Here is a 9,780-nt window from a genome sequence, read left to right as displayed (position 1 = left end):
TTTTGGTAAAAATTGTAATCTCACACTTTTTTCATTATAACCGATAACTAATCAACTTATTTATTTTTCATTCCTTAATGCTGTCAATCAAAAAAACACTTTCAAGCCTAGCTGACGCCAGAAAAGACTACGAGCTGCGATCAATGATGACTACATAATGAAAATTATCAAGTCTTTTTTCCCAGTCTGATTGAGATGCTCTTACCGTGATTGCGTGGAGTTGGATTTAGAATGGAAACGCTGGAGAACATAACCGCAAATAAATATCTCGTTGATGATCAGAGAAAGCTCTTCTTCCATGCATTATCCTAGTATTGTCAACCATTAGAATATCCCCTGCTTGCCAGGATATCTCTGTAGTTATTCTATCAGCCACTTCATTAAGCTCAGAAACAATATCATCAGTAATTTCTGAATTATCCTCAAAGAAAACAGTGTTTTTATATCTATGTTTTGCTGGCAATAAGCTGCTGATAAAGGTCGGATATTTCCCACATCTACTAGGATGTATTGCTGGACAAATATATTGAAGATCAATGGATTCATCGTCATTTATTTGCAACAATAAATTATTCCTTATACAGGTCTGTTCTACTACTTTTAAATCATTAGTTTTGTATTGCTTCTGCCAAGCATCTTTATTCAAATGACCAACATACTTTAGTTTTTTCTTGCTAAATAACTCTTTGAGGGGACTACTCAGTTCATTAAAAAATTGCCTCCCATCACATAATATTGTTTCACCATCTTGTGATGCTGGATGAGCACAGAAGAACCAAAGCATCAACGGAATATCTTGCTGATAGTACATTTCTCCATGTAATTTAATCTCGTCCTTAAAATCATTGACGCTTAAAATAGTTGCATTCCCATTAATTACTCGGCGATTAAAGACGCCTCCGGTGTAATCTAGAAAATCTTTACTAAGGGAGTTAGTGAATTGCGTAAAAGTGTCAACACTATTTTCAAACCCTCTAAACAGCAAGAAACCATAAGATTTAAACAGGTTAATAATTTCTTCCCTGTCCAGGTCTAAAATATTAATATTATCCGTATTGATGATTTGTTGACCAACATTTTTTGATAAAAGCTGTGTATTTACCTTCATATCTATCTCCTAGCTATTTTCTACTGTGTACAGAGCGTGGTTGAAACAATCAGTGCCGATTCATTGAGATTTCTAAATAGTCCTTGATTCAAAATACATCAAACCTGCTTTACTCCAGCAGTTCAGGTTGTTGATGTACGATTAATTCGTAAAGCGGTTGAAAGCTAAACCAGCCTACCTGATGTGAGCCTACCTGGCGCTGCGCCAGACGAGCATTGTCAGAGTCGATAAGGATGGGGGTGCCAGCCGCCTCTGCCATCAACTGCGCCTGACAAGAACGTTCCATTGCCACAAACCACCAAGCCGCTTCATCAACTGAATGACCCACCGTGAGTAGACCGTGGTTGCGGAGGATAATGGCTTTCTTCTCTCCTAGTGCTGTTGCTATGCGCTTGCCTTCCTGAAGCTGGAGAACTACTCCCGTGTAGTCATCAAACAGGCTGTGGTCTTCGTAGAAGGAACAGGCATCTTGGGTGAGGGGGTCGAGGAGACGACCGAGGCTAGACCAGCTTTTGCCGTAAATTGAATGAGCGTGTGCTGCTGCCACGACATCAGGACGGGCTGCATGAATTTGAGAATGGATTGCATAAGCTGCCGTGTTAATAGGCTTATGCCCCTCTATAACTTCACCCTCATGGTTCACCAGCAGCAGGTCGCTGACCCGGATGAGACTGAAGTGTTTACCCAACGGATTGACCCAGAAGCAATCCAGGTGTTCAGGGTCGCGGACGGTAATGTGTCCCGCGACGCCCTCACTAAACCCGAAGTGTCCAAACAGACGTAAGGCTGCTGCAAGGCGCTGCTTGCGATGACGGCGTTCTTCCTCGACCTTAGCAAAAGTCGGAGGATCAAAGATGGATTGAGGTTCTTTTTCTTTTAATGTAGGCATAGAAGGCGTGTCAACTGAATTTGACAGGGTTGGGTGATTTTAAGCTAATTTTGATCTTCATACACAATTTAAATAGGAATTTTTGACAGCAACAACGCGAATTCTGCGGTAATCTGCAATCCAATTACCATCGCGGTACAGCGCCGAGCGCAAACGTTCTTCAACTGCGTTAATTACCTGCGATCGCACATCATCAGACAACCCCGACAAAAACCCGCCAGCAAACATTTCAATCCAATTTACCATACCCGCGCTGCCACCTTCTAGGGGAGTCGGGCGATCGAACAAAACCGCATAACCCACATCAAATCCCTGCTTTTCCAAAAGCCCAGCATACTCGCCAATACTCGGAAAATACCAAGGATTAAGCGCTTCAGGCTCCTCGCAGCCAATTTCTGACAAAACACTCAAAAGTGCGCGGACGATCGCATCCACATTCCCCCTACCGCCAAACTCAGCCACAAAACACCCTCCCGGCTTCAGCGCTTTTTCCACACAATTAATCACAGCATCCGGCTGCTTAATCCAGTGCAAAACTGCATTAGAAAACACAGCATCTAACGGCTTTTCTACTTGAAAATTCCTCGCATCTGCGACGGAGAAATTAATGTGAGGATAGTTAACTTTTGCCGTGGAAATCATTGACAAAGATGAATCAAAACCTTGCACCAAAGCACCCGTTTGAGCAATTTTTTCAGTTAGCTGCCCCGTACCGCAGCCCAAATCCAGAATTTGTTCACCCGCCTTCGGATCTAGTAACTCCAAAAGCGATTCACCGTACCGCCAAACAAAAGCATGATTTCCCTCATAAAGAGCGGTATTCCAAGAATTTTGTGCCATGATAACTACCCTAAATCTGTCTTCTATTTATCTGTTTTATCTGTTTTCTCTGTGTTCCCTGCGGTTAACAAAAAACCTTCTTCACACAACCAATCAAATTATTTGTTAGCGAGTTGGGCGATCGCACTTCCATCAATACGGCAAACCCTAATATTTTCCAAAATCCGCGCTCCCTGCTTTTGATAAAAAGCAATTCCCGGCGCATTGCCAGTATTAACAGTCCATTCAATCCGCCCGCAATTTGTGGACTCAGCAATTTGTGCTAAATACTTTAACAGCGCTGTACCGACTCCCATACCGCGCATAGGAGCTTGCACAAATAAATCATCAAGCCAAAGACACGGCTGCGTCAATAAACTTGAATATGAGAAATAAAAAAGAGCAAAGCCTACCGCTGTTCCTGCAACTTCAGCCAACAAAACCCGCACTAGCGGAGGCTGGCAAAACAAGGTTTCCTGCAATTTATCGGCTGTTGCTTTCAACAGATTTTTACATCCATCAAACTCGCTTTTTTGTGAAATAAAATCCAGGATTAATTCCAAATCTGCCAGCTCTGCTTCTCTAATTTTGATATCCAAATTAGCCATTGTTTAATTCTCAATTCGCCTATTAATCACTGTATTAAATGCCATCATTAATGTCCAATATATGTTTGACTAACAACTTATACTTTTAAAGTATCAATCATTGGGACTTATGGAACTTCGGCATTTGCGTTATTTCATTGCAGTTGCAGAGGAACTGAATTTCACTCGTGCAGCGGCAAAACTGCATATTGCTCAACCTCCACTGAGTCAACAAATCCAGCATTTAGAGGCAGAGTTGGGGTTTCAACTGTTTCGCCGCACCAAGCGGACGGTGCAGTTAACGGCAGCGGGACAGGTTTTTTTCGAGGAAGCCGGGAAAATTCTGCAGCAAGTCGATCGAGCAATTCAACTCGGCCGGCAGACAAGTCGCGGCGAACTCGGCCAACTGACGATCGGCTTTGTGAGTTCTGCAGCACACAACGTGGTTCCAGCCATTTTGCAGGCGTTTCGCACTTGGTGTCCCGCCGTCAAGCTCGAACTGCACGAACTGACGACAAACGAACAGTTGCAGCGGCTGCGATTCGGGCAAATTGATATCGGCTTCGTGCGTCCTCCGGTTGAGGAAGATGGGATAAATTCTGAAATCATTTTTCGAGAACCGCTGATCGTGGCACTGCCAGAAACACATCATTTGGTCGATCGCACGCATCTTGAATTACGCGAACTTTCCACGGAACCGTTGATTTTATTTCCCCGTTCCCAGGCTCCGGGATTGTACGATGCGATCGTCAGTCTTTGTCAGCAAGCAGGTTTTAGCCCGATCGCGGCTCAAGAAGCAATTCAAATGCAAACCATTGTGAGTCTGGTAGCGGCCGAGATGGGAGTGGCGATCGTCCCTGAGTCGATGCAAAATTTTCAGCGCAGCGGGGTTGTTTACAAATCTTTGCCAGAATCAACCTGCATTGTGGCGATCGCTCTAATTTGGCGCAGCGATCCAACGGCGGCGGTGCAGCGGTTTTTGGAAGTCGCCAGACAGCAGCAGCGGATTTGAGATTTGATATTTGAGATTTTGACATCCTCCCCGGCCGTACCGCAGGATTCCAAGAATCACTTCTTGGGCTTCCTCTTTCCACGACTCGGCTTACATTGAGGAGTTGCCTCACCAATGCAGAGGTCGATGTCTCCAGAGGCGTTTAACGTTCCCATGTGCCCCACGGTACGGAGTGCTAACTCAAGTATGTTAATTGCTGCATTCCAGTCTCGGTCTATTACAAAACCACAATGGTGACAGCGATGTGTTCTTTGACTCAAAGACTTCTTGATGACTTCCCCACAGTTGGAACAGTTTTGAGAAGTGTAGTGCGGTGGTACGGCAACCGTTACCACACCAAACACCTTGCCAAAATATTCTAACCATTGACGGAAAGCCGACCACGCAGCATCAGATATAGACTTTGACAGTTGTCTGTTTCTAACCATGTTACGCACCTGCAAGTCCTCATAGGCAACCAAGTCGTTAGACTGGATGACGCATCTTGCCAACTTCACGGCAAAATCTTTACGCTGCCTACTTACCTTGAGGTGCTTTCGACTCAGGCGATTTCTCGCTTTGACTCTGTTTTTCGACCCTTTGGTGGTGCGAGAAAATTTACGACTAAGACGCTTTATCGCTTTCTCGGACTTTCTCAGATGACGGGGGTTCTCGATTGTCTGACCGTCAGAATCGGTGTAGAAGTGAGTCAATCCAACATCCAGTCCAACAGTCTTACCCGTTGGCTTTCTCTTCTCTACCCGTTCTTGGTCAAGGCAAAACTGAACGTAGTACCCATCAGCTCTACGAACAACACGCACTCGCTTAATCTGCTTAAACTGGTAGAAGTGCAGGTCACGAGTTCCCCACATCTTGAAGCTTCCGGCTTCAAACCCATCAGTGAAGGTGATAGTTCGTCTATCGAACGACAACTTCCAGCCCGTTGTTTTATATTCAACAGAGCCATGTGTTTGATGCTTCTTAAAGCGTGGAAAGCCTTTCTTCCCAGGCTTGTTTTTTTTGCAGTTGTCATAAAACCGAGCGATAGAACTCCAAGCCTGATCGGCAGAAGCTTGTCGAGCTTGGGAATTAAGTTTGCCGGCGAACGGAAACAATGCGGCGAGAACAGCGCAATAGGCGCTCAACTCGTACTTACCCATCCCCTTGTTGTCCAACCAGTATCTAAGGCAGCTATTGCGGACAAAGCGAGCAGTACGAATGGCTTCATCGAGCCGCTCGTACTGCTCGCTTTGTCCCTCTAGTTTTGCCTCAAAAACAAGCATACTTACGCTGACATAACTAGCGTAAGTATACCACAGTTAAAGAAAGCCATCCTAGAAGGACGGGGCTTTAAACCCATTATTTTTGGTAAATTTTAGATTAACTGGCAATTTGACAAACTTATCAAAACTCAAAGATTTTCTGTGCAACAACACCCGTAGAATGATTAATTGATGCTCGGAGTTCGAGCAACTACTGCCGTAAAAGTCGGCACGATGCGACCCCAACGGCTCACAATATCCCATATAAATATTAAGTACAAGAGAGCAAGGGATGGTATTGGCAACAGAAATGGGTTCGTCCCAACCGGAATCCTCTTTCGATTTATCTACTTATCTAGTCCATCGAAAAGAGGCGATCGAGGTAGCTCTCGACAGTGCACTCCCGGTCATCTACCCAGAGAAAATCTACGAAGCAATGCGCTACTCGCTGCTAGCGGGGGGCAAGCGCCTGCGTCCGATCCTGTGTCTGGCTAGCTGCGAACTGGCCGGCGGCACTACATCTATGGCAATTCCGACAGCTTGCGCTTTGGAAATGATCCACACGATGTCGCTGATTCACGACGATTTGCCGGCAATGGACAATGACGACTACCGGCGCGGCAAACTGACGAACCACAAAGTCTACGGCGAGGATATTGCCATTTTGGCTGGCGATGGTTTGTTGACCTATGCTTTTGAATTTATCGCCACTAAAACTGAGAACGTACCCCCCCAACAGGTGTTGCAGACGATCGCCCATTTAGCGCGGGCATCGGGTTCTGCTGGACTCGTAGGCGGTCAGGTGGTTGATTTGGAATCGGAAGGAAAGACAGATGTTTCTCTGGAAACTTTGAATTACATTCACGCTCATAAAACAGGCGCGCTGTTAGAAGCCTGCGTAGTTTGTGGGGCAATTCTGGCTGGTGCCTCGGCTCCCGATTTGCAGCGGCTGTCTCGTTTCGCTCAAAATATTGGGTTGGCTTTCCAGATCATTGACGACATTTTGGATATTACTGCTACCCAAGAAGAACTGGGCAAAACTGCTGGCAAAGATGTTCAAGCAGGAAAAGTCACTTATCCCAGTTTGTGGGGAATTGAGGAGTCTCGGCGCCAAGCCTCGCAGCTTGTTGCTGATGCTAAGGCTCAATTGGCAGTGTTTGGGAGCAAAGCTCTACCGCTGCTGGCTATCGCCGATTTTATTACCAGCCGCAGTAACTAGAAATACTAAACACTATGCAGGAAATTTGCAGCGGCATATTCAACAATCATGTACTCGTGGTTGCTTTGCTCGCTTGTCTGGCGGCTCAGATCATGAAGTTGCCGATCGAGTTGGTCAAAAATCGCAAGTTTAATCTTCAGTATTTGGTAACAACGGGGGGAATGCCCAGCGCTCACTCGTCTTTTGTGGGCGCTTTGGCTGCTGGAGTGGGACAAACGATGGGATGGGAAAGTCCGGACTTTGCGATCGCTGCGATCTTTGCAATTATTGTGATGTACGACGCAGCAGGCGTTCGCCAAGCTGCAGGCAAGCAAGCTCGCATCCTCAACCAAATTATTGACGAGTTTTTTGAGGAAGATCACAACCTTAATGAGGCTCGCCTGAAAGAGTTGCTGGGACACACTCCTTTTCAAGTGCTTGTAGGTTTGGGGCTGGGAATCACGATTGCTTGGATTGCAGGGCCTGCATATTAAGTTTTAAGTACGGAGTAAATTTGGGGCAGTGGTGTTTTTTGACGAGTAGGAGGTAAAAGTTGGCGGCGGGGATTAATTGTTCGGCAACTCATCCCTCTCTAGCTCAGAAAAGCACCCGAACTTTTTGGAAGTTTATGGCAATGCCTATCCCCTAATTAAGCACTTCCAAAAGTTCAAAAAGTTTTTTCACTTCCCACTCCTTGGAATTGTTTTGCTATGCTGCAAAGACTATATGTACACAACTTCAGATGCCTAGAAAACTTTGAACTGCCCATAAAGGGAATGCCATCTGCTCTCTTGATTGGAAAAAATGGTGCAGGTAAATCAACTACTGCCTCTGCATTAGAAGTTCTTCAGAAGATTTGTCGAGGCATCAATAGAATGCGCGACCTTGAAAAACTTAACCTTATTAGCTCGAAAGATTTCGCTCGTGGAAGGTCTGATGTTCCGATCCGGTTTGAAATAGAAGTATTACTCGAAGATAAATTATACAAATATGTCCTTGCCTTAGATTTACCAGAAAAATTTAGAGAGCTTCGAGTTTTTGAAGAGCAACTGCTCGTTGCAGGAGATCCAATTTACTCTCGAAAAGAAGCCCAAGTCACTCTTCACACCAGCTCCCAAAATCGTGAAGCTCAGTTTCGGGTTGATTGGCATCTTGTTGCCCTGCCAGTAATTCAGGAGCAATCTGAGGCTGATCCGCTTCATATTTTCAAAACTTGGCTTGCTCGCATGATCATTTTAGCCCCGATTCCCAGCTTGATGACTGGAGACTCAAACGGTGAAACTTTGGAGCCAAAGCGAGATGGTTCAAACTTTGGGGAGTGGGTTTCTGGGTTACTTAGTCGCTATCCTGCCGCCTACACACAGGTTGATAAATATCTCCGAGAAGTCATGCCTGACATTCAGGATTTTCTGAATGAACTAATCGGCAAAGACTCGAAAAGCATGATTGTTCGGTTTGAAGCAAATAATGCCAATCTGAGTATTGAATTTAATGACTTATCTGACGGGGAGAAATGCTTTTTTCTTTGCGCTGTTGTCTTGGCTGCAAACAAATTTTATGGTCCCCTTTTTTGCTTCTGGGACGAGCCAGATAACTATCTATCCTTATCGGAGGTTGGACATTTTGTAATGTCTCTGCGACGCTCATTTAAAAATAGCGGTCAAATCTTAGTGACATCGCATAATCCTGAAGCAATCCGCAAGTTTTCAAATGAAAATACCTTTGTATTAGATCGCAAAAGCCACTTAGAGCCAACTTTAGTCAGACCGCTGAGTGAGATGTCTGTTAAAGGCGACCTGATAAATGCCTTGATTGGTGGCGACATAGAGCTATGAGTAATAAGTATAAACCGCACATTCATGTGTTGGCCGAAGATGATGCTAATCGCCAGATTGCCAACGGATTTCTTCTTGCGCCAAACCTTAATAACCGTGCTGTTAAAGTCCTGCCACTTCCTGGTGGTTGGAAAAAAACTGTGGAGGAATTCACGAAGAAGTATGCGTCTGAAATGCGACAATTACCACAAAGAATGATGGTTTTGCTCATTGATTTCGATGATAATGAAAATCGGTTGAGTTATGTAGAAAGTAATATTCCCGATGATCTAAAAGCAAGAGTATTCGTGCTGGGAGTGCTATCTGAACCAGAGAATCTAAGGACAGACATCAAAAAGACTTTTGAGGAGATTGGAGAAGCTCTGGCAAAAGATTGTTCTGACAACACAAATGAGTTATGGGGACATAATCTTCTCAAACACAACAAAGGAGAATTAGATCGTATGGCTTCATTTGTAAAACCATTGCTCTTTAAATAAATAGACCAAAAGCTCGCGCACGCTACTTAAATGTCAGGTGCGCGACGGCCAATAATTTAGCTGAGTGTAGCTCGCTCAAAAGTCGCGCACCCTAATGACTACTGACCGAATTCTGCTTGCAGAATATCGTCATTATCATCGGCGATCGTGGCGACAATAGTAATAACCCGAGAAATTTCCCCTGCCGAGATTTCGGCGATGGTTCGAGTCGATATTACCGCAACTTGATTGTCAACAATGGCAAAATGAGATTCCAAAGTAGACAGCCAATTCATTTCTAGAAGTTTCCGCATTAATTGAGCTTCATTCTTCGCTGGCAACTGCAGTACAAAAGCCCAAACAGTCAAAGTATCCTCTTCGGTTTCGCCGGTGAGTTGCACGAACACTTCAACACTGCCGTACTTAAACTTCCAAAGATGTCCGCCAGCTTCATTTTGACCGACCATCACTTTTTGGTCTACAGCCATGCTGGCGATGACAGTTTCAATTTCTTCTGCATAGGTGACGGCTGTGGCTTTTTCGACCTGCTCAGAGGCGATCGCGCTTTCACTCGATAGGCTTTCTGCGGAAGCTGTTTGTATGTTCGGCTCGCTGGTAGTCATAATTATATTT

11 protein-coding genes are annotated in these 9,780 nt (G+C 44.9%); 5 read left to right on the top strand and 6 right to left on the bottom strand.

Translation table 11 applies throughout. From position 1 onward, the window contains the following. Positions 1-226: 226 nt before the first annotated feature. From Q5691_RS22565 to Q5691_RS22550, 4 genes are all read right to left on the bottom strand, one after another. Positions 227-1,108 carry a TauD/TfdA family dioxygenase gene (locus tag Q5691_RS22565; protein ID WP_333211693.1) on the bottom strand — a complete coding sequence of 294 codons (882 nt, stop codon included), beginning with the start codon at positions 1,106-1,108 and terminating at the stop codon, positions 227-229. A 109-nt stretch (positions 1,109-1,217) separates the two neighbouring features. Next, positions 1,218-1,997, bottom strand: coding sequence for a class II aldolase/adducin family protein (locus tag Q5691_RS22560; protein WP_333211691.1), 780 nt, complete (start codon positions 1,995-1,997; stop codon positions 1,218-1,220). Between the two features lie 57 nt (positions 1,998-2,054). Then, positions 2,055-2,837, bottom strand: a complete 783-nt coding sequence (locus Q5691_RS22555; protein ID WP_333211689.1) for a methyltransferase domain-containing protein — start codon at positions 2,835-2,837, stop codon at positions 2,055-2,057. Between the two features lie 98 nt (positions 2,838-2,935). Continuing rightward, positions 2,936-3,424, bottom strand: coding sequence for a GNAT family N-acetyltransferase (locus Q5691_RS22550; RefSeq protein ID WP_333347172.1), 489 nt, complete (start codon positions 3,422-3,424; stop codon positions 2,936-2,938). A 109-nt stretch (positions 3,425-3,533) separates the two neighbouring features. On the opposite strand from Q5691_RS22550, the gene Q5691_RS22545 reads away from it, so the two are divergent. Beyond that, complete coding sequence (locus tag Q5691_RS22545) at positions 3,534-4,415, top strand: LysR family transcriptional regulator (protein WP_333347170.1); 882 nt, start codon at positions 3,534-3,536, stop codon at positions 4,413-4,415. 56 nt (positions 4,416-4,471) lie between these two features. Here the strand turns inward: Q5691_RS22545 and Q5691_RS22540 are convergent, their stop codons facing one another. Beyond that, positions 4,472-5,677, bottom strand: a complete 1,206-nt coding sequence (locus tag Q5691_RS22540) for a transposase (protein WP_333211683.1) — start codon at positions 5,675-5,677, stop codon at positions 4,472-4,474. A 271-nt stretch (positions 5,678-5,948) separates the two neighbouring features. Here Q5691_RS22540 and crtE point away from each other — a divergent pair, with 271 nt between their 5' ends. The 4 genes from crtE to Q5691_RS22520 all read left to right on the top strand — a co-directional run bounded on the left by crtE (position 5,949) and on the right by Q5691_RS22520 (position 9,168). After that, positions 5,949-6,875: a geranylgeranyl diphosphate synthase CrtE gene (crtE, locus tag Q5691_RS22535; RefSeq protein ID WP_333211682.1), complete on the top strand. Its 927-nt coding sequence runs from the start codon at positions 5,949-5,951 to the stop codon at positions 6,873-6,875. Between the two features lie 14 nt (positions 6,876-6,889). Next, positions 6,890-7,348, top strand: coding sequence for a divergent PAP2 family protein (locus tag Q5691_RS22530; protein WP_190658220.1), 459 nt, complete (start codon positions 6,890-6,892; stop codon positions 7,346-7,348). Positions 7,349-7,564: 216 nt separating this feature from the next. Then, positions 7,565-8,689 (top strand): AAA family ATPase, encoded by a 1,125-nt coding sequence (locus Q5691_RS22525; RefSeq protein ID WP_333211681.1) that lies wholly within the window; start codon positions 7,565-7,567, stop codon positions 8,687-8,689. Beyond that, the gene (locus Q5691_RS22520) at positions 8,686-9,168 is read left to right on the top strand and encodes a hypothetical protein (RefSeq protein ID WP_333211679.1); all 483 of its coding nucleotides are present in this window, start codon (positions 8,686-8,688) and stop codon (positions 9,166-9,168) included. The genes Q5691_RS22525 and Q5691_RS22520 overlap by 4 nt, the downstream gene beginning before the upstream one ends. Positions 9,169-9,266: 98 nt before the next feature. On the opposite strand, the gene Q5691_RS22515 is transcribed toward Q5691_RS22520, so the two are convergent. Next, entirely contained in the window at positions 9,267-9,770 is a 504-nt protein-coding gene (locus tag Q5691_RS22515; protein WP_333211678.1) for a YbjN domain-containing protein, read from the bottom strand. Between the last annotated feature and the right edge of the window lie 10 nt (positions 9,771-9,780).

Source organism: Microcoleus sp. w1-18aA5 (assembly GCF_036701705.1).
Classification (GTDB): Bacteria; Cyanobacteriota; Cyanobacteriia; order Cyanobacteriales; family Microcoleaceae; genus Microcoleus.
Note: the sequence above shows the minus strand (reverse complement) of the source record. Positions and strands in the feature narration are given on the sequence as shown.